The organism is Bacillus manliponensis (assembly GCF_000712595.1).
GTDB lineage: Bacteria > Bacillota > Bacilli > Bacillales > Bacillaceae_G > Bacillus_A > Bacillus_A manliponensis.
Genome location: NZ_JOTN01000003.1, coordinates 359,818 through 383,108, shown reverse-complemented (window position 1 = coordinate 383,108; position 23,291 = coordinate 359,818). Strand labels below are relative to the sequence as shown.

General features: G+C 35.8%; 27 protein-coding genes. 10 read left to right on the top strand and 17 right to left on the bottom strand.

Annotated elements, in window-relative coordinates; genetic code table 11:
• Nucleotides 1-212 precede the first annotated feature (212 nt).
• Entirely contained in the window at nucleotides 213-410 is a 198-nt protein-coding gene (locus BAMA_RS06015; RefSeq protein ID WP_034637125.1) for a cation transporter, read from the bottom strand.
• 17 nt (nucleotides 411-427) lie between these two features.
• Nucleotides 428-736, bottom strand: coding sequence for a metal-sensing transcriptional repressor (locus BAMA_RS06010; protein WP_034637190.1), 309 nt, complete (start codon nucleotides 734-736; stop codon nucleotides 428-430).
• Between the two features lie 275 nt (nucleotides 737-1,011).
• Here BAMA_RS06010 and BAMA_RS06005 point away from each other — a divergent pair, with 275 nt between their 5' ends.
• A complete protein-coding gene (locus tag BAMA_RS06005) occupies nucleotides 1,012-1,302 on the top strand; it encodes a hypothetical protein (RefSeq protein WP_034637119.1) in 291 nt (96 codons plus the stop codon).
• 36 nt (nucleotides 1,303-1,338) lie between these two features.
• Complete coding sequence (locus BAMA_RS06000; protein WP_051758877.1) at nucleotides 1,339-2,208, top strand: pentapeptide repeat-containing protein; 870 nt, start codon at nucleotides 1,339-1,341, stop codon at nucleotides 2,206-2,208.
• Nucleotides 2,209-2,415: 207 nt separating this feature from the next.
• Here BAMA_RS06000 and BAMA_RS23435 read toward each other — a convergent pair whose 3' ends face one another.
• Nucleotides 2,416-2,907 (bottom strand): hypothetical protein, encoded by a 492-nt coding sequence (locus BAMA_RS23435; protein WP_051758876.1) that lies wholly within the window; start codon nucleotides 2,905-2,907, stop codon nucleotides 2,416-2,418.
• Between the two features lie 132 nt (nucleotides 2,908-3,039).
• Here BAMA_RS23435 and BAMA_RS05990 point away from each other — a divergent pair, with 132 nt between their 5' ends.
• On the top strand, nucleotides 3,040-3,426 hold the full coding sequence (locus BAMA_RS05990; protein WP_034637112.1) for a RidA family protein: 387 nt from the start codon (nucleotides 3,040-3,042) through the stop codon (nucleotides 3,424-3,426).
• A 406-nt stretch (nucleotides 3,427-3,832) separates the two neighbouring features.
• On the opposite strand, the gene BAMA_RS05985 is transcribed toward BAMA_RS05990, so the two are convergent.
• The 3 genes from BAMA_RS05985 to BAMA_RS05975 form a co-directional block, all read right to left on the bottom strand.
• Nucleotides 3,833-4,390 (bottom strand): GNAT family N-acetyltransferase, encoded by a 558-nt coding sequence (locus BAMA_RS05985; RefSeq protein ID WP_051758875.1) that lies wholly within the window; start codon nucleotides 4,388-4,390, stop codon nucleotides 3,833-3,835.
• Nucleotides 4,391-4,406: 16 nt separating this feature from the next.
• Nucleotides 4,407-5,198, bottom strand: coding sequence for an aminoglycoside adenylyltransferase domain-containing protein (locus BAMA_RS05980; protein WP_051758874.1), 792 nt, complete (start codon nucleotides 5,196-5,198; stop codon nucleotides 4,407-4,409).
• Nucleotides 5,199-5,272: 74 nt separating this feature from the next.
• Nucleotides 5,273-5,833 carry a DUF7010 family protein gene (locus tag BAMA_RS05975; protein ID WP_034637110.1) on the bottom strand — a complete coding sequence of 187 codons (561 nt, stop codon included), beginning with the start codon at nucleotides 5,831-5,833 and terminating at the stop codon, nucleotides 5,273-5,275.
• A 149-nt stretch (nucleotides 5,834-5,982) separates the two neighbouring features.
• On the opposite strand from BAMA_RS05975, the gene BAMA_RS05970 reads away from it, so the two are divergent.
• The gene (locus BAMA_RS05970; RefSeq protein WP_034637109.1) at nucleotides 5,983-6,858 is read left to right on the top strand and encodes an NAD-dependent epimerase/dehydratase family protein; all 876 of its coding nucleotides are present in this window, start codon (nucleotides 5,983-5,985) and stop codon (nucleotides 6,856-6,858) included.
• A gap of 58 nt (nucleotides 6,859-6,916) precedes the next feature.
• On the opposite strand, the gene yeiL is transcribed toward BAMA_RS05970, so the two are convergent.
• Nucleotides 6,917-7,609: a transcriptional regulator YeiL gene (yeiL, locus tag BAMA_RS05965; RefSeq protein ID WP_034637107.1), complete on the bottom strand. Its 693-nt coding sequence runs from the start codon at nucleotides 7,607-7,609 to the stop codon at nucleotides 6,917-6,919.
• Between the two features lie 130 nt (nucleotides 7,610-7,739).
• Here yeiL and BAMA_RS05960 point away from each other — a divergent pair, with 130 nt between their 5' ends.
• Nucleotides 7,740-8,162, top strand: coding sequence for a DMT family transporter (locus BAMA_RS05960; RefSeq protein ID WP_034637105.1), 423 nt, complete (start codon nucleotides 7,740-7,742; stop codon nucleotides 8,160-8,162).
• A 14-nt stretch (nucleotides 8,163-8,176) separates the two neighbouring features.
• Nucleotides 8,177-8,641, top strand: coding sequence for a DMT family transporter (locus tag BAMA_RS05955; protein WP_034637103.1), 465 nt, complete (start codon nucleotides 8,177-8,179; stop codon nucleotides 8,639-8,641).
• 55 nt (nucleotides 8,642-8,696) lie between these two features.
• Here BAMA_RS05955 and BAMA_RS05950 read toward each other — a convergent pair whose 3' ends face one another.
• The 3 genes from BAMA_RS05950 to BAMA_RS05940 are packed head-to-tail and all read right to left on the bottom strand — an operon-like array spanning nucleotide 8,697 to nucleotide 12,165.
• Nucleotides 8,697-10,040, bottom strand: coding sequence for an MFS transporter (locus BAMA_RS05950; protein ID WP_034637101.1), 1,344 nt, complete (start codon nucleotides 10,038-10,040; stop codon nucleotides 8,697-8,699).
• Between the two features lie 23 nt (nucleotides 10,041-10,063).
• Nucleotides 10,064-10,756 carry a LutC/YkgG family protein gene (locus BAMA_RS05945; RefSeq protein ID WP_034637184.1) on the bottom strand — a complete coding sequence of 231 codons (693 nt, stop codon included), beginning with the start codon at nucleotides 10,754-10,756 and terminating at the stop codon, nucleotides 10,064-10,066.
• Nucleotides 10,756-12,165 carry a LutB/LldF family L-lactate oxidation iron-sulfur protein gene (locus BAMA_RS05940; RefSeq protein ID WP_034637098.1) on the bottom strand — a complete coding sequence of 470 codons (1,410 nt, stop codon included), beginning with the start codon at nucleotides 12,163-12,165 and terminating at the stop codon, nucleotides 10,756-10,758. The genes BAMA_RS05945 and BAMA_RS05940 overlap by 1 nt, the downstream gene beginning before the upstream one ends.
• Nucleotides 12,166-12,305: 140 nt before the next feature.
• On the opposite strand from BAMA_RS05940, the gene BAMA_RS05935 reads away from it, so the two are divergent.
• A complete protein-coding gene (locus tag BAMA_RS05935; protein ID WP_034637095.1) occupies nucleotides 12,306-13,181 on the top strand; it encodes a LysR family transcriptional regulator in 876 nt (291 codons plus the stop codon).
• Nucleotides 13,182-13,407: 226 nt separating this feature from the next.
• Complete coding sequence (locus BAMA_RS05930; protein ID WP_034637092.1) at nucleotides 13,408-14,382, top strand: arsenic resistance protein; 975 nt, start codon at nucleotides 13,408-13,410, stop codon at nucleotides 14,380-14,382.
• Nucleotides 14,383-14,398: 16 nt separating this feature from the next.
• On the opposite strand, the gene BAMA_RS05925 is transcribed toward BAMA_RS05930, so the two are convergent.
• The 5 genes from BAMA_RS05925 to BAMA_RS05905 form a co-directional block, all read right to left on the bottom strand.
• Entirely contained in the window at nucleotides 14,399-15,343 is a 945-nt protein-coding gene (locus BAMA_RS05925) for a metal ABC transporter substrate-binding protein (protein WP_034637090.1), read from the bottom strand.
• Between the two features lie 20 nt (nucleotides 15,344-15,363).
• Nucleotides 15,364-16,230 carry a metal ABC transporter permease gene (locus tag BAMA_RS05920; protein WP_034637087.1) on the bottom strand — a complete coding sequence of 289 codons (867 nt, stop codon included), beginning with the start codon at nucleotides 16,228-16,230 and terminating at the stop codon, nucleotides 15,364-15,366.
• On the bottom strand, nucleotides 16,227-16,976 hold the full coding sequence (locus tag BAMA_RS05915) for a metal ABC transporter ATP-binding protein (protein WP_034637086.1): 750 nt from the start codon (nucleotides 16,974-16,976) through the stop codon (nucleotides 16,227-16,229). Before BAMA_RS05915 ends, BAMA_RS05920 begins: the two co-directional genes overlap by 4 nt.
• 552 nt (nucleotides 16,977-17,528) lie before the next feature.
• Nucleotides 17,529-18,698 (bottom strand): chromate efflux transporter, encoded by a 1,170-nt coding sequence (gene chrA, locus BAMA_RS05910; RefSeq protein ID WP_034637182.1) that lies wholly within the window; start codon nucleotides 18,696-18,698, stop codon nucleotides 17,529-17,531.
• Between the two features lie 32 nt (nucleotides 18,699-18,730).
• Nucleotides 18,731-19,036, bottom strand: coding sequence for a PadR family transcriptional regulator (locus BAMA_RS05905; RefSeq protein ID WP_034637084.1), 306 nt, complete (start codon nucleotides 19,034-19,036; stop codon nucleotides 18,731-18,733).
• Nucleotides 19,037-19,294: 258 nt separating this feature from the next.
• Between BAMA_RS05905 and BAMA_RS05900 the strand changes: the two genes are divergently transcribed.
• Both BAMA_RS05900 and BAMA_RS05895 read left to right on the top strand, forming a co-directional pair.
• Nucleotides 19,295-19,642 carry a PadR family transcriptional regulator gene (locus BAMA_RS05900; protein ID WP_034637082.1) on the top strand — a complete coding sequence of 116 codons (348 nt, stop codon included), beginning with the start codon at nucleotides 19,295-19,297 and terminating at the stop codon, nucleotides 19,640-19,642.
• Nucleotides 19,629-20,627, top strand: a complete 999-nt coding sequence (locus tag BAMA_RS05895) for an HAAS signaling domain-containing protein (protein WP_034637081.1) — start codon at nucleotides 19,629-19,631, stop codon at nucleotides 20,625-20,627. The genes BAMA_RS05900 and BAMA_RS05895 overlap by 14 nt, the downstream gene beginning before the upstream one ends.
• 246 nt (nucleotides 20,628-20,873) lie before the next feature.
• On the opposite strand, the gene BAMA_RS05890 is transcribed toward BAMA_RS05895, so the two are convergent.
• Both BAMA_RS05890 and BAMA_RS05885 read right to left on the bottom strand, forming a co-directional pair.
• Entirely contained in the window at nucleotides 20,874-22,328 is a 1,455-nt protein-coding gene (locus tag BAMA_RS05890) for a SulP family inorganic anion transporter (protein ID WP_034637179.1), read from the bottom strand.
• Between the two features lie 163 nt (nucleotides 22,329-22,491).
• Complete coding sequence (locus BAMA_RS05885; RefSeq protein WP_034637080.1) at nucleotides 22,492-23,226, bottom strand: M15 family metallopeptidase; 735 nt, start codon at nucleotides 23,224-23,226, stop codon at nucleotides 22,492-22,494.
• Nucleotides 23,227-23,291 lie beyond the last annotated feature (65 nt).

Below are 23,291 nucleotides of genomic sequence, written 5' to 3'. Positions count from 1 at the left end.
CAATCCCTTTTTCAATCCGATTTGCACATGCCGCACATGTCATACCGCTTATTTGGAGAGTTGCTACTTGAAGCGTTTCCTGTTTTGCACCCATTGTAATCTCCCTTTCCCTATACCCCCATAAGGTATATAATTACTTAAAATTTTTTATGCCTTTCAGCATATATTTGAATTGGGCAGTTACATTCATAACCGCCCATATATTTTTGTTGTTATACAACGTCATATCCTTGCTCTTCGATTGCGTTCTTCACATCTTCAGCAGATACAGAATCATTTAATGTAACTGTTACTGTTTTTGCAGCTAAATCTACTTTTCCATCTACACCTAAGTTACGTAACTCTCCTTCAATTGCTCCAACACAATGACCGCAAGACATACCTTCTACTTGTAATACGATGTTTTCCATACTATTCGCCCTCTTCCTTATTTCATTAATTTATTTACTGTTTTTAATAATTCATCTACTACTTCACTTTCACCATTTTGAATGCGTTCAATGACGCAGCTCTTCATATGGTGTTCTAATAATAGCTTTCCAACCCCATTTAACGCAGATTGTACAGCGGCAAGTTGATTTAAAATATCATCACAATATACATCTTTTTCAATCATTCCTTTAACACCACGAACTTGCCCTTCAATTCGGTTCAAACGTACGATCAGCTTATTCTTTTCTTCGCTCGTACGATGACTTTGTCTATCATGATTGTTACAACAGTCATTGCTCTCCATCGTAGCCATATCCTTCACTCCTTCTCTTTACATGAAAGGATTTTTTTATATTATGTTTCTAAATGAATTTATTATCTCATTTTCTTACGTTTATAAAACCCTTTATTCCTCCTTTCAAACAAAGTATACTATACCCCCCTTATGTATGTAAATAGGTCATTTCAATATTTTTAGAATATTTCACAATTCGGGGGAAATACCTAGCAAGGGTATGTTACTCGACGAAAATAAATCTCTTTAGTAAAATAAGTAAATGTAAAAAGGGATGGCGAGTTATGCGCGTTATAGCTGTAATTAGTACATCTATATTATTACAATGCTTCTTTCTCTACTTCTTTTTGTCTGGCACATTAACAACGATAGAACCAAAGAAAGCTGCTGTATCTTGTTTTTTGATTGCAGGTGTTAGTTTTCTTCTCTCTTTATATGGAGGGTTTCAGCAAAGGAAAACTCGATTACTTTCTTTTCTAACAATCGTAACGCTTTTATTTGCTGTATTTATCGCTTTCTTTACAATATTCGTTTTTTATTTACCAGAGGCAGGGATGGATCCATTAGTGCAGTAAATATAGAAGAGGCTAAAAACAAAGGGGATGCACATTTTGTTAGGACACAACGATTACACAAATGAAAAATATGAATTCAATCAGCACGACCTACAAGCTGACTGCGAAAACTGCTTTGGCTTATGTTGCATAGCACTACCGTTTGCCGCTTCGGCAGATTTTGCGGTGAATAAAGATGCTGGAACACCTTGTACGAATCTACAATCAGACTTTCGCTGCAGTATTCACGGGAATCTTAGAGACAACGGATTTAAAGGTTGCACTGTATTTGAATGCTTCGGTGCAGGCCAAAAAGTTTCCCAGCTTACTTTTAAAGGAGTAGACTGGCGAGAACAGCCAAAACAAGCAAAAAAAATGTTTGATGTTTTTCCAGTGATGATACAGCTTCATGAAATGCTTTCATACTTGGCAGAAGCTATTATGTTAAAAGCGACAAAGCCAATTTATAAAGATCTTCTTTTAACACTTGAAGAAACAGAAAAGCTTTCAAACTTAGATTCAGATGCACTTATAAAATTAGATATTCCATTACACCGAGCACATGTCAATATGCTGCTACTTCAGACAAGTGAACTCGTATGGAAAGAGCTACAACAGCAACATAAAAATACAAAGAAAGAAAAAAGAACCGATAAACAAAGAGCAAATCTATTCGGCAAAAATCTTCGCAACGCAAATTTTAGAGGGGCAAACTTAAGAGGAGCATACTTGATTGCTGCCGATTTACGAAATGCAGACTTACGAAACGTCGACTTTATTGGGACTGACTTACGAGATGCAAATCTTAGCGGTGCTGACCTTACAGGAAGCATTTTTCTCACGCAAATTCAAGTAAATTCCGCAAAAGGTGATATTCATACGAAATTACCAACGTCACTTATCCATCCATCACATTGGACGAAATAGACTATATCACGAGGGAGACAAAATGAAACCTATATCAGAGGAAACTACTTATTCAACATTCATTACAGCTTGGTTACCAATCACAACTGTTACACTCATTGGAGCAACTTTTATCTTTTTGGCCTATTTCATTATAACTAGAATAATTAAGAAAGATAAAAAGAGCTAATCAAATAATAAAAGAGGGAGCTTCCAACTCTCCCTCTTTTACTTCATAAATTGATAATCATACCGATACATTAAAACCCCGTCATTTCCTAACCAAAATTCTATCGATGTTTCATTCTTTTTATCTACATATCCAATAATATCTAATCCTTGCTCTAAACGAGTATAATAATTTTCTCCGTATTCTCTTATTACCTTTTCTTTTGAATCATCAATCTTTACTCCTCGTACCGTTTCTTGCTCATCATTCGTTACAATAAACCGCACAATCGTAGCAGCTGATTTATCAGTCGCTACTTCGATTCCTTTTCGCAACTCATAATAATCATATTCCTCAACATCTCTATTTCTCTCTAAATTTTTACGATTAACCTTTTCACCTAACTTTAATCCATTCACTTTTTCTTCACTTAAGTTCGTTTCTTTTACCAAGAAATGATGATAAGATCGTGAAAAATTAGGAGAGAATAGAAATATAAATAATAGTAGAAAAATAGCCCCACCTATAAAAATAATCATCAATCGTTTCATTATATAACTCCTTTTATTAACCCTTTAGGCTTTAATGATTTTATATATATAATTCATTATTTTTGTGTGCAATGCTTCTCCAAAAATAGGTATAATTAATCTATATTATTAAAATATTGAAAGGAGATACATATGAAAATTAAGAAAACAAATCCCGAAAATGTTTCACCGCCAATCGCTCAATACCATCACCTTACCGTAATTCCAAGAGACGCTGAGCTAATTGTTTTATCTGGACAAGTTGGAAATGATAAACATGGGGTATTACCGAAAGATATTGAAAGTCAATTTGTAAATGCACTTAAAAATATAAAAGCAATTCTTGAAAGTGAACATGTAACTACCGATAATATTTTTAAAATTAACTTTTGGTTAACCGAAAAGATTGATCGCACATTCTTTGTAGAGAAATGGAATGAATTTCATGGTGGTAATCCTCCTGCAACAACTTATGCATACGTAGCAGGACTAGCAAATCCTGATATTAAAATTGAAGTTGAAGCGTGGGCAGCTAAATAGTTGGTACTTGTCCATATAAAACGAGGGGGCGTCTCATGATGCTCTTTTATTTGAAGTCATATCATTCTTCTTTAGGTATGTAATTCAATACTCTTATGAATTCATAGAGTTTGCTGATATAATTACCCTTCCTATCTTCGACTTTCATGCACTTTTATGTATTCCCAGCCAAATTCTATATAAAAACTGTAAATATCATCCACTTCCTAAAAATTATATCATAATAACGACATTTATATCTCACTTCTGATATATAATACATTTTCTACAAATCATAAAAGAAGCACATTAGCTTTGCTCCAATGTGCTTTAAATTGCTATCATATAAAGTGAAACTTCAATCAGTGGGGGGGTCTCCATTCCCCACTGATTGTTAGCCCGACCAATCGGGCTGTTAATCTCCCACCTAAACTTCTTCACTTTTTCTTACGTTTTGAGGTGGGATTCTTACAGCCTGTTTATGCGGGATAAATAATCCCATCATTACATTATCTACATAATCACCATTTTCCAATTTCACTTGACGTACTTCTCTTCCTTCCTCAACAAAACCAACCTTCTTATACATCGCAATAGCTCGTTCATTTGTTGATAAAACACCTAAACAAACCTTCTCTATGCCACTTTGTGTTTTTACCCAATCGATTAAGTGTAAAAGCATTTTTGCCCCTAACCCTTGATTGCGATATTTCTCAGCAATCGCCATTCCAAAAGAGCCTGTATGACGTAACCGTTTCATCTGATTTCTATTAAAAGTTAAAAAAGCTATAACTTCTCCATTGTCCTCTGCAACTAAAGTTACTCCTCCAGACTGTTTATTTTCAACGATTTTACTCCGGTGCATTTCTACATCAACATGAAACTCTTCACTTGTCGACAAAAAATAATTTTGTTCCGCAATCGTATGTGTTCGAATAGCTAATATCCTTTCCGCATCGCTTTCTACTGCCTCTCTAATCAACATATGTATCTCCCTCACTTCATAACGTCTTTATATGATCTTGTATATATTTTTTGAAAGAAGATACTTCACTTTGATGAAATTGGTCGTTATGTTTATTAGCCGAATAACAACTAAAAGCTTTTTGCACTGTATCGCTTACCTCTTTAGGAAATGAAGAAATTCCCCAGTTCGCCGCTTCTTGTTTTGATGCAATCACACCTTCTTTGAGATAATAAAATACCCGTATCATATTTAACGTGCAATAAACAGGATCTTCTTCAATATTCTCTAAACAATCTTGAAAATCCCCCATAATTGAAGAAGTGTAATGTGAACGCGGGACGACAGGAAATGCTTCGTGAATCGCTTTTCCTTCTACACAAATTCCCCTATCGTTAAGAATGGTTATATGTGCAGCTAAGTCCGAATCTTTTTGTATCTCTTCATTCAAATAATCATAAGTCCCCTGTAATAAATCTTCTTCATATCTTTCTCTCCAAAATTCACTATAATGAAAATCAAATGGACAAGGATGCGCCCAATTTTCTAACTGTTCTTTCGTTAAGAAACTGATTTCTATTGGAAATGGTTGATTTGACGACGACAGCAACAACTGTGCTAGCTTTCTTTTCGTCTCGACAGTCATAGATTTATTCGTTACAACTAAAATATCAATATCACTTTTATTTGGATTAAACCCTCCCATTGCCAATGAACCGTGAATATAAAAACCAATCATCTCATTTGGAATAATATGCTTTATATCACTCAGTACACGAAATACAAAATCTTTTATATCCGGTGAACAGTTTTTCCAACTATAAGCCATATTTCCTCCTTTATTGTAAAAGAGACCACATGCGTGATCTCTTTTACAAACATATTATGTATAAAAAGCAACTACTACGCTATTTTACTCTTTTGAACATCTGCTACATTTTTATTCTCAAAAACAATACCAACAATAGTTAATAAATACACAACTGAAACTGCAATTGGTGTTGTCACATACCCTTTATCCGCAAAGAAAAGTGCACATACAGATGCTGCTGCAATTGTTCCTACCGATAATAAGATAAAGCTTTTACTATCATAAATCCAAACGTACGGTAAAAAATGTGCACCAACTAATGCTGCAACGGTAAATGGTAACCATTCTGGCATTTGGAAATACATAAATACGACAAGTGGAATATTTAGTACATTCATTCCACCGATTATCCCACCAAGTACCCCCAGTGGGTTTCCTTTTGCGAATATATCAACCTTTAACATTCCCGCTAACATGAGTCCAAGTGGGAACGTACAACCAATACCGATTAAATACACCCAAACTGCTTGCTTTTCTTGTAATAGGAACCCTGCCCCGCTAGCAACTACCCAAAACAGCAAACCAGCTAATATAATCGGTAATCCTCGCTTCGTTCTTTCTGCTAAATCTTTTTTTGCCTCTAATACATCCATCTTTCTCTCCCCCTAACGACTAACAATTCCATACTATTTATCCATATATTGTATCATATAAGAAGTTTTGTTTTTCTATTATTCTTAATATTCATCGGAATAATTGTTATATTATATAAAGAAAGTCATCTTGTAAGGAGGCACAAACAATGAAAGTGCTAGTTTTAGGTGGTACTCGATTTTTTGGGAAGAAATTAGTTCAATTATTACTTGCAGATAACTGTGATGTAACAATCGCAACACGTGGGGTAACGAAAGATTCGTTTGGTGATAAAGTAAGACGTATTCAACTAGATCGTACAAACGCTGAGTCGTTAAAATATGTAGCAAACTATGATAACTGGGATGTTATTTATGATAATATTTGCTATGCACCAAATGATGCACTCCATGCCTGTGAAGTTTTTGCTAATAAAGTAAAACGATACATATTCACTTCCACAATGGCAGTTTATGAGCCTAGCGCAGGAAGAAAAATAGAAAATGAGTTTAATCCATATACATATCCAATTACACTCGGAGATCGTGAAGATTTTTCATATGACGAAGGAAAAAAGTTATCAGAAGCTGTCTTCTTTCAAAAAGCTTCATTCCCCATTTGTGCCGTCCGTTTTCCCATTGTTCTTGGTGAAGATGACTATACGAAGCGATTACAGTTTCATATTGAACATATTGAAAAGGAACTTCCAATTGGTGTACCAAATAAAGATGCACTGTTATCATTTATTCATTGTGACGAAGCCGCAGCTTTCCTTTGTTGGCTAAAAGAAGTGTCAATCGAGGGCCCGATCAATGCATGTTCGCATGGGGAAATGTCTGTAGGTGACATCATTGCCACAATAGAAAAGCAAACAGACAAACAGGCAAAAATAGAGAAAGAAGTTTTAGAAGAGAACTTTTCTCCTTTTGGCTTTCCAGACTCTTGTTATATGGATACAACTAAGGCATTACAAGCTGGATTTTCTTTTCGCCAATTAAATGATTGGTATCCTAAATTAGTAAATAATCTTCTAACATTGAAATAAAGTACGCATTATATTATGAAAGTAAAAAAGAATCTTTTAAGAGATTCTTTTTTACTTTTTATTTATAAATATCCGCTGCAAGCTCTTTTAAATGCTTCATATCTATAATTTCAAAGTAACCATCTCGTTTTCTAATTACTTCCTTATCAGAAAGCGCATGTAACGTACGAAGTAAATGACGGTAACTTGTCCCTAATAGCTCTGATACCTCAGTTAGATTCCCACTAAATATAAACTGCTTATCATCGTGAGCAGTACGTTCTCCTGTTGCCAGAATGTAACTCGCTAGTCTATTTTCTAGCGGATATAGTAAGTTAATTGAGCTATTTTTTGAAAGTCTACTAAACTTTCTTGATAATGAATCGCAAATACAGCGTAAAAATGTTGCATCTTGTAGGAGCTTTCCTCTCACTTTATCTAGTGGAATTCCAATGCAATATGAATCGTGTATCGCTTGCACATTTGCTGATGTTTTTCGCGCATGAACAATTTCTACATCCCCTATAAATTGTAATCCTTCATAAAAACATAACAATAAAGACTTCCCATTGCTTAACGTGTTATACGCCTTTAACCTTCCTTCAATAAAAAAGTATAAGTAGTGAATATCTTCATTTTCCTTACAAATATGTTCATTTTTCTTAAACAATAATAGTTCCATATATGGGCTCATATCACTGCTAAAAAATGTATCAATATGATACTGTTTTATATACTCATGAAGCTTAGCTTTATCGTATATTTGTTTCATATCCCCTGAATCCCCCTCTTTATGTATTTTTATTATAATGAAAATTTTCCGCTTCCACTATGACATATGTCATCATACTCTCAAAATAAACCATGATACAGTACTTGTAAAAATATAGGGGGAAATAACAATGTATCACTTACTTGCTATTGTAATTGGTGCTTTCATGGCCATTATGATTCCAATGAACGGCATTTTGTCTGAAATGACAGGAATTTATAAAGGGAGCGTTCTTATTCATATCATTGGATTCATTGGAATTATTATTGTTTTATTTATGAATAAAGAAAAGATTGAATTTCAAAAAGGAATTCCGATGTACTTATATAGTGCGGGGGCAATCGGGGTTTTTACTGTCTTATTTATTAGTATGAGTTTCTCATCGCTTGGCGTTTCATTGACAATCGCGCTTAGCTTACTTGGACAGTCGGTCACTTCTATCGTCGTTGACCATTTCGGACTGCTAGGGATGAAGATAATGAAATTTGAACAGAAAAAGCTGATTGGATTATCACTTATTGCATCCGGCATTATCGTTATGACGATTTTTTAATAGGGGGATTTCTTATGTTTTCTATTTGTATCGCCATTTTAGCTGGCGTTTCCATCGTTGTTTCACGTATAATTAACGCAAACTTAGCAAAGAAAATCGGAACATTTCAAGGAACTTTTTTCAATTACGTAACAGGACTACTTGTTTCTATCTTATTTTTATTTTTCAGTAGTGAGTCACTATCACTCTCAACGACAACATTGCAGTCTATTCCATTCGCAGCTTACTTAGGTGGACTTGTTGGTGTGATCGTCATTGTAGCATCCAATTACATTACACCGAAAATCTCATCTTTTTACTTAACATTGTTTATTTTCGTAGGGCAGTTGTTTATGGGAGTAGTTATTGATTTCTTTACATTACATGATATATCCATTGGTAAAGTAATTGGTGGAGTGTTAGTTCTTCTTGGACTTACTTATAATTTAATGTTGGATAGAGCGGATCGTGTTGTAAAAGGAAAAACCGTTCAACCTTAAACAATAACAATAAAAAAGAGTTTAAGATAGTTCTTAAACTCTTTTTTACTTTCTACTAAATTCGCGATCCACCAAGCCCCTCTTTCCTCTTCCAACTAAACAAGCCTTCGTTCCGCCCTTGTTGCCCTGGTTTCACAAATAACATTGCACTCATTCCAATCATCGCTAACATGGATGCAACAACAAACATCGATGAATAGCCGTAACTTACAACTAAATACCCTGTTAATGTAGGTGCTAAAATGGTTGCTATATTCGCAATGAAATGCATAATTCCACTATATGTTCCAGCCTGCACTGGCGCGGTATCAACAATAATCGCCCAATATAGCGAACTTGACATAAATGCACAAGCATTACCAAGTGACATTAAAATTAGCACTGGCATGTAATGATTCATCATTGGGATACACGCAAAACAAATAGTTGTTAATAATAATGAAATGATTGGAATTCCTGTTCGTGCTAAACGAAGGTTTCCTGTTTTACGTAAAATACGATCTGATATTTTTGCTCCTAATGGTAATGTAAAACACGCTCCAATCCAAGGAATCATTCCAAGGTACCAAAGCGAATATAATTCAAAGTGAAACACATCTTGTAAATATTTTGGCGTCCACGTTAAAATCAGGAAGTTAATATATTGGAAGCAGAAATATGTGAGTGTTACAAGCACAAATGTAGGCACTTTAAAAAAGGCATACCACGGTTCCCTTTTCACATCTTTCTTTGTTTCAACGGATTGTAGTGCCCCTTCACTACTGCGAATTTCGGCCAATTCTTCCTTTGAAACTTTCGGATGATCTTCTGGCATACTTGTAAATGTAAAATACCAAATGATTGCCCAAACGATCCCAATTGCCCCTAAAATAAAAAACATCATCTTCCAACTTGTAATAGATAATAACATAACTGCAACTGGTGCTGTTAATAATGCCCCAATTGGAACTCCAACGAAACCAACTGATGTTAAAAAAGCTCTTTCTTTTGGAGCAGCCCAGTTTGCTGCTGTTTTATTTGAAACAGCAAATGATGGTCCTTCTGTTAATCCAAATAGTACCCGAAACAGCGCAAAGCCAGCTAAGGCAGAACCACCAAAAATCGCCATTCCAATCTCCCCAGCGAAAGCGGTTGCAATTTCAAATATAGACCAACTGATTGCCGCAATAATCCATACAAACTTCGGTCCCTTCTTATCTGAAAAGATACCTCCTAGTAAAGAGCCAATCATGTAACCATATCCAAAATAACCGAGTATTGCTCCCCATTCTTTCGGATCAAAACCGTATTCCGCAATAATAAATGCTTGCGCATATGCAATCGCACCGCGGTCGATGTAGTTAATAATTGTAATAAACATCATCATTCCAAACACGTAGTACCGATATTTACTCCCCATCTCATCCCCTCGTTTCCCCTGTTTCAACCCTTCAATAAAATAACGTGTACTTTTCCTGGTCCATGTACACCAAACGCTAACTCCATTTCAATATCCCCTGTCCTACTTGGACCTGTAATAAAATTAATACAAGCAGGTAACCCATTAGAAACCTCTTTATGAACAGCTGCAACACCTTCTGTTAAACGCCGATAGATTGTACGTTCTGACAATATGACAACATATACCGGAGGAAGAACACTTACAAGACGTCCCCTCCCGCCGCCATTCCATAATACAACTGTTCCTGTTTCAGCTAGTCCCATTTCTGCGTATGTAATCCCCATATCAACTTTTGCCGCATACTTGCGAAGCTCTTGCTCGTCTCCTTTTGCACTCCAAACTCTATGCGTAACAAGATTATTTGTTAAGTGTTGTCTTACTTCCAGGCGCTCTAATCTTTCATCATCCCATAGCACCGCTGATTGTACACCAAATTTTCGAATCGCATAATGAAGAGCCTCTCCCATTTCAGACTCATATATGTGACTCACTTCTGTATGTAACTCATTTAAATTCCAAATAAATTGCTGTACAAGTTGCTCATGAGAACATTCTACCTCATAGTGCTGAAGTGTATTTGTATTCCAAGTTGGCGGGGTAACATTAGAGCGCCGCTTTCTTCCTAACTTTTGAGCGATATTTTGTAAAAACTGTTCTTCTGCATTCAATACGATTACCCTCCTTTCTCGTTTTTCCACCAATCACGAAACGATTGTTTTGCAGGCTTTGGAAACTCACGAATTTCTGTCCAATCTTTTAACGGTCCAGGTCCTTTTGAAATCACACCATCTTTTTCAAAAAACGATAGCCCAACGCGCCCCATTTTCATCGCTTGTTTATAAAAAAATGGATGACTCGCCACAAATCCAAACGCTGAAAAAGCGAGCTGCTCTGCTGACGAAACAAACCCTTGTTTGACTTCATCTTTACGATGCTCAAGAAGCAAATCATGTAACGGAATTTTCACCGGACATACTTCTGTACACGCTCCGCATAAACTTGAAGCATATGGTACATCCTTTAAATCCTCGTATCCTTCTAATAAAGGAGCTAATACCGCTCCAATTGGTCCACTGTATACACTGCCATAAGCATGACCACCAATATTACGGTATACAGGGCAAACATTCACACATGCTGCGCAGCGAATACACTTTAACACTTCTTCATAAGCTGTTCCTAAAATGTTAGAACGACCGTTATCTAAAATAATTAAATGAAATTCTTCTGGGCCATCAATATCATCAGGTAACCGTGGTCCATTAATTCCTGTCATATACACCGTTATCTTTTGCCCTGTCGCATTTCTTGTGAGCATTGAGACCACAACATCAAGCTCATTCCACGTCGGAACAATTCGTTCCATCCCCATAATTGCAATGTGCACTTTTGGCAATGTCGTTGTCAGGCGTGCATTCCCTTCATTACTAATTAAAACAACAGACCCTGACTCTGCTACCGCAAAGTTACAACCTGAAATCCCAATATCTGCTTCTAAAAATTGCTCTCGTAACTGTTTTCTAGCAAACTGTAACAATTGCGTTGTATCAACTGGTAATTGCTCGCCTGCTTCTTTCGAAAAAAGTTCTGCTACTTGTTCTTTCGTTTTATGAATTGCTGGTGCAATTAAATGTGATGGAGCCTCTTTCGCCAACTGAATAATATACTCACCTAAGTCAGATTCAACTACTTTCACACCCATCTCTTCTAAATAGGAGTTTAGATGAACTTCTTCTGACACCATTGATTTAGATTTCACGACCGTTTTTGCATGCTTCTTTTTTGCAACGTTACAAACATAAGAAACAACATCTTCAGCTGTGGCAGCAAAATGTACATGTCCTCCATTATTCCTCACATTTCTGGCTAGTTGTTCTAAATAACTATCTAAATTTTTAATTGTATGCATGCGAATTTCAGATGCAGCTTCTCGCCACGTTTCAAGATGTCCTAGCGATTCTACTGCTTGTTCTCGTCCTATGCGAAGCCGATCTTGCGTCAAAGGGACGGCTTTTTTTAGTTGCTCATCATGAACAGCCTTCTCTACTCTCGTAAAAAAATTATGCTTTGTCGCGCTCTCCACAATCCTCTCCCTTTCTTATTATTTATTTTCATAATTTTCAGTCTAATTTATTGATAGTATGATATCATGTGAGAAGATATATAAAAACTATTTAAAAAGTTGCTTTTATATACAAAAAAGGTATAGAAAGAGGGGCTAAAATGGATATACGACAACTCCGCTATTTCATTGCGATTGCTGAAGAAAAACAACTTACTCGAGCTGCCCACCGGCTTCATATGGCTCAGCCGCCTCTTAGTAGACAGCTTTCTTTATTAGAACAAGAATTATCCGTTTCCTTATTTGAAAGAAATGGTCGTAGTTTACAGTTAACTGAGGAAGGAAAAATATTGTACAGTAAGGCAAAAAGCATCATACAACAACTAGAAGAAACCATTGTGGAAATTAAAGATACTGGTGAAGGATTACGTGGAAACTTACAAATTGGTGCTATCCATTCCTGTATTCCCTTTTTATCTGATAGAATACGCTACTTTCAAAAACATTATCCTCTCGTCAACTTAAAAATATGGGAAGGCAACCCCGCTTACTTAACAAAACAAATTGAGAAACGAAATATCGAAATTGCTATTTTACGTGCTCCATTTAAAGAAGGAAACTTTTCAAGTATACACTTATCACAAGAACCATACGTATTAGTGACACCCGCTAATTGGGGACAGTTTCAATCACAAACTTCTGTTTCATTATATGACTTACACCATATCCCCTTCTTATTTTTACATAGGGATATGGAAGACAGCTATCATCAAACGATTCTTAACGAGTGTAACAAAAAGAATATAAAGTTACATATTGCCTGCGAATGTCCCGACGCCGCTTTTATTTTCATGCTTATCATGGCCGGAATTGGCGCTTCTATTTTGCCCAAAAGTGCCGTATCTTATATTTCAAAACAATTTATAAACATTATTGATTTAACAGATTTCCCTTTCCAATCTCAATCAAGTATCATTTGGCTAAAAAATCGGCCACTTTCGAAGAGTGCACAGCGATTTATAGAATGTACACGATAAAGTGAAACTTCAATCAGTGGGGGTTTCTCCATCCTCCACTGATTGTTAGTTGAACCAATCGGGCATTTACGAGCTGTTTTATCTCCCACCTAAACTTCTTCGCTTCTCTCAAGTTTTGAGGTGGGAGTCTTACAGCCCGCAAATAGCGGGATAAAAGTATTTCCCCAAAATGAATATATACCTTTATAATGTAAATATCAGTTTTATAAGAAGAAAGGACGACTAAATGAACATCATTGAAAGACTACAAACATTCATTATATTATTTGCAATCATAGCCGGTATCTTACTTGGACAACTAGAAATCATTCATGTATATGCTGAACATTTCATCGTTCCATTCCTATTTCTTATGCTATATGGGCTCTTTTTAAATACCCCCCTTCAGCATATAAAAGAAGGGTTTCGACATAAGACATTTGCAAAAGCAAGTTTAACGCTGAATTTTATATGGACACCACTTCTTGCTTGGGGACTTGGCGCATTATTTTTAGCTGATCATCCCGCGCTTTGGATTGGATTTATTATGTTGATGGTAACACCTTGCACAGATTGGTACTTATTATTTACAAGCATTGCAAAGGGTAACGTTGCGCTTGCCACATCGATTTTACCGGTCAATCTTATTTTACAGCTACTGTTATTACCACTTTATTTATTTATATTTGCTGGAGTAATGGAAACTGTAGATATCTCGATTTTAGTAGAGAGTATTTTCATTGTTCTCGTCTTACCTTTTGCTCTCGCACATAGTACAAAATTTGTGCTGAATAAGTTAAAACAGACGGACATATTGGAGCAAAAAATCATTCCATTTTTCAGCTCTGCTCAAATTATATTTTTAAGTTTAGCAATCGCTGCAATGTTCGCTTCACAAGGAAAACTGTTACTAAGAAATATCAATATTGTTCTATTACTACTCATTCCAATGCTATTGTTCTTTATTATTAATTTCATTATCGGACAAGTTATCGGACGTAAGATGCAATTTTCATATGAAGATCGCGTTAGCCTAAACTTAACAACATTAGCTCGAAACTCGCCCGTTGCCCTTGCAATCGCAGTTACTGCTTTTCCGGACGATCCACTGATTGCACTTGCTTTAGTAATTGGTCCACTTATTGAACTGCCTGTACTCGCAAGCATTTCCCAACTACTACTGCGATTAAAAAAAGTAAATAAAAAAGCAAGCACCAATTAGATGCTTGCTTTTTTATCTACTTACTTAAACCGTCGATGATCGTTTTTGTATTCCACTGCATCATCTCTAAGTACGTATCTCCTTCTTCACCTTCTTTAGCAAGTGAGTCTGTGAAGATTGTACCAGCGATTGGTACACCTGTTTCGTTTGAAACAGTTTCCATACTACGCTTATCTACACTTGTTTCTACAAATAGTGCAGGAATTTGTTTTTCTTTAATTAAATCAACAACTGCGCGAATTTGTTCTGGTGTACCTTGGTTTTCTGAGTTGATTTCCCAAATATATCCCGTTTCGATATCATAAGCCTTACCGAAGTATTTAAATGCACCTTCACTTGAAATTAAGAAACGCTTTTCTTCAGGAATTTGCTTCATTTTTTCAACCGTTTCATCATGAAGAGCTTTTAATTCTGCGATATATTTCTCAGCATTTTCTGTGTAATACTTTTCATTTTTTGGATCTTCTTTAATAAATGCTTTTTTAATATTTTCTACATATTTAATACCATTTTCAATGTCAAGCCAAGCATGTGGATCTGGTTCTTTTTCTAATCCTTTTGTTTCTAAATGAACCGGCTCTACACCTTCACTTGCTAAGTAAACTGGCGCATCTTTTCCATCTTTCTTCGCACTCGTTAATAACTTCTTGAACCAAGAGTTACCTTCTTCTAAATTTAAACCGTTGTAAAGAACAACGTCAGCATCTGTTGTTTTCATCACATCTTTTGGAAGTGGCTCATATTCATGTGGATTCGCACCAATTGGAACGAAGCTATGAATCTCAACTTTATCTCCACCAACATTTCTCGCCATATCGTAAAGAATTGAATATGTTGTTACAACTTGTAATTTGTCTTTACTCGCTTTCTTATCCCCTTCACCACTTGTACTACTTGAGTTCGAACAAGCACCTAATACAAGCATACTCATACAAAGTACTAAAGCTAAAATCTTTTTCATATTTATCCCCCTAAATCGTTTTATGATAATTCCGCTTTGTTTTTTCTAATTTTCAACCCTTTCCAAAGTAAACCTTGGGAAGGTGAGAACAGAAATGCAAGGATGAATAACACTGCAGCCACAATAACAATTGTTGCACCTGATGCAAGGTTATATGAGAAGCTGAAATATAATCCCGCAATCGATGAAATTGCACCGATAATTGCTGCTAAGTAAATCATGACCCACAAGCGGTTTGTTAATAAATACGCTGTCGCTGCTGGTGTAATCAGCATTGCTACAACAAGAATAATCCCAACAGTTTGCAGTGATGCAACTGTTACCATTGTCAGTAATACCATTAACCCGTAGTGAATCATTTTATTTGGTAAACCATAACTTTGCGCCATTGTTGGATCAAAAGTTGATACAAGTAATTCTTTATAAAATAAAAAGACAAGAACGATAATGATAGCGCCAATAATCAGTGTCGTCCACATATCAGATGCACGAACAGCTAACACATTTCCGAATAAAATATGATATAAATCCGTACTACTTTTCATCATCGTAACAAGGATAATTCCGACAGCAAACATGGACGTAAACATAATACCAATTGCCATATCATGTTTTACCCGGCTATTTTGACTCACAAAGCCAATTCCAATCGCTGTCAGGACACCTGTGAATACCGCGCCGATGAAGAAATTAATTCCTAACATATAAGAAATCGCAACACCAGGAAGAACAGCATGAGAAATTGCATCTCCCATAAGTGCCATGCCTCTTAATATAATAAAGCATCCGATAACGCCGCAAATGATTCCTACTATAACGGACGTTAATAGTGCCTTTTGTAAAAAGTCATATTGCATGAGTGCATTTATGAAATCTATGATCTTCATGATGAATGTACCTCCTCTTGACTGCTAAAGAATATACCTTGCCCAGCGTATGCTTTCGACATAATATTTGGGTTTAATACTTCTCTTACTGATCCGTAATGAATTAATTTTTTATTTAATAGAAGTAACTCATCGAAATACGCTTCTGCTTTACTTAAATCATGATGAACAACAATAATTGTTTTGCCTTCTTTACGTAACTCTCGCAAAATTTGAATAATCGTTTCTTCACTTGTTACATCAATTCCAACAAACGGTTCATCTAAGAAGAAAATTTCTGCTTTTTGAGCGAGCGCTCTTGCTAAAAAGACACGTTGCTGCTGACCACCAGAAAGCTCACCAATTTGACGATCTTTAAAGTCTTCCATACCCACTTTTTTTAAGCATTGCAGCGCCCATTCTTTATGCTCTTTCTTTGGTCTTTTCAGCACACCTAACAGTGGATACGTTCCAATTAAAACAACATCTAATACGCGAATTGGAAAATCCCAGTCTATATCACTTCTTTGCGGTACATATGCCACACGTTTTCTGACACGTTTAATTCCCTCTCCAAGAACACGAATCTCTCCTTTATCTCTTGGAATCAAATCTAGAACTGCCTTCATCACTGTTGATTTCCCCGCACCATTTGGACCGATAATCCCAATAATCTTCCCTTCTTCAATTGAAAAAGAAACATCTTGGATTGCTTGATTCCCCTGATATGATACGAACAAATCTTTTACCACTACAGCTTTGCTCATTTGTTATGACTTCCCCTCTCTGATACTTGCTCTTATATAAGTATTTTGCATCAATGCAACTTTTAGACAAAAAATATAATTTGCATTATGTATATAATAGAAACGTTACATTTTATTTTTTGTAAAGTTCGCTTTTTTATACGAATAATGGATATATATTCGCTTCTTCCTATATATATTTTCATACTTATAAAAAGATACCTTGTACACTCTTATATTTTCGCTTATATAAGTATTTTGCACTAGTGCAACTTTTAGACAAAAAAATATAGTAACTATTACTTTACAAATATAAAATTCTATACGAAATAAATTATATAAGAATAGTTCAAGTTTGTAAACTAATTTTTATCCGTAAATTAAATTTTCTTAATATAAAAACTAATGATTACAATCAAACACTTTCTCTCAGACAATCATTTTGCCTTAAGGAAACTTTTTGTTATAAGTCAAATTATATAAGACGCATTCAAATTTGTAAATATGTTTTTCGAAATAACTTACAATTCACAAAAAAGAGTACACTAACAAATTCAGTGTACTCCCTTATTTTTATAAAGTTATTATAACGCCACCTAGCACTCCAGCTATTACAATTACCCAAGGTGGTAACTTCCAAAACTGAAGCATACAAAACAGCACCGCAGCTAATGCAAAGTCTTTCGCTGCTAAAATAGAACTCGTCCAAATCGGATGGTACAGCGCAGCAAGTAAAATACCAACAACAGCCGCGTTCATTCCCGTTAACGCTCCTTGTGCTTTTGGCTTACTTCTTAATATACTCCAAAACGGTAATGTTCCAATAACAAGTAAGAATGCTGGTAAGAAGATTGCAATTGTCGCTAGCATCGCCATGCTCCAGCCACCCATAACAGCACCAAGATATGCCGCAAATGTAAATAATGGACCCGGAACAGCTTGCGTTGCGCCATATCCAGCTAAAAACTCTTCTTTGCTTACCCATCCCATGGAAACAATTTCTTTTTCTAATAGAGGTAATACAACATGTCCTCCCCCAAATACTAAAGAACCTGCTCGGTAAAAGCTATCAAATACTGCAATCCATTCCAATGTAGTAATGTGACGTAACACTGGAAGAAGTAATAGCAACCCGAAAAAGAGAATTAAACTAATCGTACCTGTCGATTTCGAAATTGGAACTGTAATTGCCGGAGCACTTTCTCCTTCTTTTTTATAAAACAAGAAACCGATAATACCCGCAATAATAATGACAACAACCGAACTGAATGCTACTTGCCACAATAACGTAACGATCATCGCAACAACAGCAATTGTCGCTCGACCTCGATCAGGTGCAAGCTTCTTTCCCATTCCTAACACGGCATGTGCAACAATTACAACAGCAACTATTTTTAATCCATGTATCCAGCCTGCATTAGATACATCAATGCTTTGCAGTAGAGATGCAAATACGATAAGTGCAATTACAGATGGCATAGTAAATCCAATCCACGCTAAAATACCGCCAAGTAATCCAGAACGCGTTAAACCAATTCCGATTCCTACTTGACTACTAGCTGGACCAGGTAAAAATTGACATAGCGCAACAAGATCTGCATACGTCTTCTCATCCATCCATTTTTTTCGTTTTACATATTCTTCATGGAAGTATCCTAAATGTGCAACTGGCCCTCCAAATGACATTAAACCTAATTTTGTCGAGACCATTAAAATCTCCCACAAAACTCGTATTCGATTCATACTTTCTTTCAAAAATAACGCCCCCAAAACCATTACTTAATTTCGCGAAACAACTCATATGCCTTGTTTCTTGCTTCGATTAGCACTTCGTTCCCTTTCTCTGTCGTTCGGTAATATTTGCGGATTTTCCCTTCTACATTTTTCTCTTCCATACATAACAATCCATCCGCTTCCATATGATGCAAAATTGGATACAATGTCCCCGCGCTCATTTCATATCCATGCTCACGCAATTCTTCTAACATCCACATCCCAAAAATCGGCTCTTGTTTTGCATGATGAAGAATGTGAATTTGAATAAATCCAAGAAACAGCTTTCTTAATATTTTATTTTCCATAGTTAGCTACCTCTTATTTCGAAGTTCAATATCGATTTTCGATACCATGATAACATACCTTTATTTTTAAATTCAAGAATTTATAAAGTATAAATTAACATTTTAGAAATATTTAATTTGTGTTTTCTTTTTTGCTCCCAGCCATACCTTCTCTTTAAGTTTTTAAAATTAAAAATATTCATGTCACAACAATAGTGTATGATGCATAGTATAAATTAAATACTGTATGACATATGGTAATAAAAATGAGGTGGGTGAATGAGTAATTTATTAAGTTCATTAACGACAGAGCTTAGGAGGGGAACGTTGACATTAGCAGTTTTAAGTCAATTACAAACCCCACAGTATGGATATTCACTTGTTCAGTTATTGGAGGGATCCGGTATTGTCATAGATCAAAGTACTTTATATCCATTGCTTCGTCGATTAGAAAAACAAGAGTTGGTGTCAAGTAGTTGGGATACATCTGAAAGTAGACCTCGTAAATATTATGTTTTAAGTGAATATGGGTTAGATATCTTTTTACAGTTAAAAAGGGAATGGATGGAGAATTCAAAAAAGCTCTCTAGCTTATTAAAAGGAGAGGAAGACGATGAATCTAATTGAGATTTATATCCAAGAAGTTACTCGTAGGCTGCCTGAAAAAAATCGTGAGGATATTATACTTGAGTTACGGTCAACTATAGAGGATATGCTGCCTAATGATTACAGTGAAGAAGATGTAAAGATGGTTCTTGAAAAATTAGGGAGTCCAGTCACATTGGCTAGTAGTTACCGAGATTGGCCGATGCATTTAATTGGTCCACGTTATTTTGATGCATATGTGACGCTACTAAAAATGATTTTACCAATTGCCACTATCATTGCGTTACTCTCGATAATCGCCGAATATTTTATTGGATATAGCGGAGAACAAGCGATTATAAATATTGTTTTGAGCCTTATGGGCGAAGGCATATGGAGAATCATTGACGTGGGAATTCAAGTATTTTTTTGGTTAACACTTGTGTTTGCTATTTTAGAAAGAACAGACAAAGGAAAAGAGGAGCATCCATTAACAGCACACCTACAAAAATGGACGCCTGATGATTTAAAAAACATCACTTATATTCCTAAGAAAAAGGAAATTCCAAAGTTCGAAGTATTTGGAAGTTTAATGTGGACTGCAATCTGGGCAACACTTTATTTTTATGCGAATCATCTTGTAGGCGTATATGAAAGAGTTGGAAACGGACTTGAATTTGTGATACCAACTTTCAATCAAGATGTTTTGCTTCAGTATTGGCCGATCATTGTTATTATGATTGGTTTCGAAATAGCATTATCCCTTTATAAATTAATAAAAGGACAATGGACGCAAAGAATGGCAATATGTAATACTGTCCTCCAGCTAATTGGAACAATTATATTTATTGTAGTTTTATTAAATCCAGCTGTAATAAACAAAGATTTCATTACGTATATGACGGATTTACTTACTATTACCTCTAATCAATTTATAACGTGGATAGTTGGCGGTGGAATTTTCATTTTCATGCTAGCTGCGGCAATCAATATATTTGATGGCTTCCGCAAGGCTAAAATTCGTTAATTTACATTTATTGATTTCTTTCACCAAACCTATTAAAATACAAAAACCCCTGATTTTCAATCGAAATCAGGGGTTTTTGTGGTTAATTTCCTAATCAAGTCCACCAGATTGATTACATAAAGTGAAACTTCAATCAGTGGGGGTTCCATCCCCCACTGATTGTTAGTTGAACCAATCGGGATTTTACGGGCTGTTTATCTCCCACCTAAACTTCTTCGCATTTCCTTAAGTTTTGAGATGGGAGTTTTACAGCCCGTTAAAGCGAGATAAAGCCACACGGTCCATAATAATTGAGCTCGCTTCATTTAAACCGATAATATTCGTTTTCACATCATTTTGATGATACTTCAGCGCAACTTTATCAATTGCTGCTGCACCTGATTCATCCCAAATATGCGCTTTCGATAAATCAATCTCGATTGTTGTTGCATTTGTACGGAAATTAAACGCATTAACAAAGTCAGTAACAGACGCAAAGAATAGTTGTCCTTCCACTGTATACACAACGCATCCTCTCGCTACATCTTCTACTTCGTTCACACGAATTTTAGAAATTTTCGACGCAAAGAATAATGCACTTAATACGACACCTAAAATAACACCGATTGCTAAGTTATGTGTAATAACAATTACAACAATCGTTACAACCATGACGATCATATCTGTTCTTGGCATTTTGTGTAACGTTTTTAATGAATTCCAGTCAAACGTGCTAATGGATACAGTAATCATAACAGCAACTAACGCTGCTAACGGAATTTGAACAACTAACGGATTTAACACAATAACTAAAAACATTAAAAACACACCTGCTACTAATGTTGACAAACGTCCACGTCCACCTGACTTTACGTTAATAACAGACTGTCCAATCATCGCGCAACCTGGCATACCGCCAAAGAATCCAGTTACGATATTCGCGATACCTTGTCCACGACACTCTACATTTTTATTACTACCTGTATCTGTCATATCATCTACAATTTGAGCCGTTAATAACGATTCGACTAATCCAACTAATGCTAATGAAATAGAGTACGGTAAAATAATGAGGAGCGTCTCCATCGTAAATGGTACATTAGGAATGAAGAATTGTGGCAACGTATTTGTAATCGCCCCCATATCTCCAATTGTACGTACGCCACTACCTGTATAAATAGAAATGGCACTAATAACAATAATTGCGATAAGTGGTGAAGGAATTGCTTTCGTAATTTTCGGGAATAAATAAATGATAACTAGACCACCGGCAACCATCGCATACATTGGCCAAGATTCTCCAGAGAACGATGGCAATTGTGATGTGAAAATTAAAATAGCTAATGCATTCACAAAACCTGTCATAACAGACTTCGGAATAAACTTCACTAGTTCTCCTGCACGCAGTACACCAAGTACAATTTGAATCACACCTGTTAAAAGAGTCGCCGCAAGCATATATTGTATGCCATGCTCTTTTACTAAACTTACTAACACAAGCGCCATTGCACCTGCTGCCGCTGAAATCATCCCTGGACGTCCACCAACAAAAGCAATCACGACAGCTGTACAAAACGACGCATAAATCCCAACCATCGGATCTACACCAGCAATAATTGAGAATCCGATAACTTCTGGAAGAAGAGCAAGTGCTACGACAATACCCGCTAATACGTCACCGCGAACGTTAGAAAACCATTCTTGTTGTAACTTCTGTTTCAAAACAGCACCTCTTTCCTTATTCACTTTTGACGACTTTCACCTTATGAAAGCCGAACCGACACAACATGTTCGATTATACATATGTGTCAATTATGTGACAAGGAATTTTTATAAAGTGACTATTTCTCTTTTAATCTATTTAACATACATATGTAAAAAAATACTACTCATTATCTTTCTCATTCATATACTCTTCTAAAGTTAGTTTCTTCTTATATATTTCCTCTGCAATGTCTCCTACATAACGAATATGCCACGGTTCATATGCATAACCGGTAATCTCCTCTTTTCCTTTCGGATAACGAATGATGAATCCGGCACGATGCGCATTTTCTTTTAGCCATTGCCCTTCTTTCGTCTCGGCAAAATCAATTTCAAGCTCATTATTGGCACTATTCGCAGAAACATCCATTACAAGTCCGGTTTGATGTTCACTATGTCCTGGTTTTGCTGAAAAGCGATTTGCATGCTCTTGTCCGTTTCTTCTTACACTATTTGCATACACTGATTTTTGATATTCGTACGAACGAAACCCTGAAACAGCATTTAACTTAATCCCCTCTTGTTTTGCAAGAGTAAATAACTTCTCTAACGCCGCTGCCGCTTCTTTACGGAGATGACTCTTTTCTACGACACCCGTGAATGCAAACGATACATTTGGTACTACTAAATCGTTTGGCTTATAACCATCAGGCAGTTTATTATGTTTATTTACAACAAATTGAATACTCTCTGGATTATTCTCCTCATTATAATTCATATGTTTCTCTCTTGAAACAACATGCTCTTCTTGATTTGTCTTCTGTTCTACTGCGCTACTCGTATTCGTCGTCATATAACCTATAGCTACACATAGCGCTACTGTTATAGATATAATTGTGATCAATTTCTTTTTCATTATAAAAAATACTCCTTTATTTGTGATACGACATCACTATAAAGAAGTAAAATAAAGATAATGTG